Origin of the sequence: Psychrobacter sp. NG25, from assembly GCF_015234355.1 — a bacterium.
Taxonomy (GTDB): Bacteria; Pseudomonadota; Gammaproteobacteria; order Pseudomonadales; family Moraxellaceae; genus Psychrobacter.
On the sequence record NZ_JADGMV010000016.1, the window covers coordinates 1 to 1348 of the forward strand.

The following is a 1348-nucleotide window of genomic DNA, read 5'->3' on the forward strand; positions in this document are numbered from 1 at the left end:
GCCTTATGTACACTGCGCGTCCAAATACCAGCGCCTAAACCATATAGTGTATCGTTGGCAATTCTCATTGCATCTTCGTCATCTTTAAAGGTCGTTACCGCAAGCACCGGTCCAAAGATCTCTTCTTGGAACACACGCATGTCGTTCGTGCCCTCAAAGATAGTCGGTTGCACATAGTAGCCATCACCTAGATCACCGTCGTGTGTGGCTCGTTCACCACCGACAAGTACTTTAGCGCCTTCTTGTTTACCGATATCTAGATAAGACAGGATCTTCTCTAGTTGATCTGAGCTTGCTTGTGCCCCAATCATCGTCTCCGTGTCTAACGGATTGCCCATTTTGATGGCTTCAACACGAGCGATACAGCGCTTGATAAACTCATCATAGATACTCTCATGTACCAGTGCACGTGATGGGCAGGTACAGACTTCACCTTGGTTCAGCGCAAACATCACCAAACCTTCAACGGCCTTGTCTAAGAAGTCATCATCTTCATCCATGATATCGGCAAAGAAGATATTTGGACTCTTACCGCCCAGCTCCAAGGTCACAGGAATGATATTTTCACTGGCATATTGCATGATGAGGCGACCTGTCGTGGTCTCACCCGTAAAGGCCACTTTATTAATACGAGGGTTAGAAGCTAACGGCTTACCAGCTTCGACACCAAAGCCATTGACGACGTTTAATACACCTTTAGGTAACAGATCAGCCGCACCGATAATCTCTAACATATAGAGAATAGACGCAGGGGTTTGCTCAGCAGGTTTAAGAACCACACAGTTACCAGCAGCTAGTGCAGGTGCCAGTTTCCACACGGCCATCAGGATAGGGAAGTTCCAAGGAATAATCTGTCCGACAACACCAAGGGGTTCATGGAAATGATAAGCAACCGTATCGTCATCAATTTGGCTGATACCGCCTTCTTGAGCGCGAATGGCACTGGCGAAATAACGGAAATGGTCAACCGCTAGCGGGATATCTGCTGCGAGTGTCTCACGTACCGGTTTGCCGTTTTCATAACATTCAGCAATGGCGATAGACTCAAGATTGGCTTCCATTTTGTCAGCAATTTTGAGGAGGATGTTGGCGCGTTCGGTTACACTGGTTTTGCCCCATGCATCTTTGGCAGCGTGAGCCGCATCTAAGGCTTTTTCGATATCAGCTTCTTTTGAGCGTGCAACTTGGCAGATGACTTTGCCATCTATGGGACTGGTGTTGTCAAAGTATTCACCATCAACGGGTGCAACCCATTCACCATTGATAAAGTTGTCGTATTTTTCGCGGAATTGGACTTGGCTTTTTTCGGTATTTGGATAGGGATATAACATTAACTGCTCCTTGTTGT

1 protein-coding gene is annotated in these 1348 nt (G+C 46.8%); it reads right to left on the reverse strand.

The window, feature by feature from the left end:
* On the reverse strand, window positions 1-1331 hold a 1331-nt coding region (locus IPZ60_RS14095), incomplete at its 3' end, for an aldehyde dehydrogenase family protein (protein ID WP_194198353.1).
* Window positions 1332-1348: the final 17 nt, after the last annotated feature.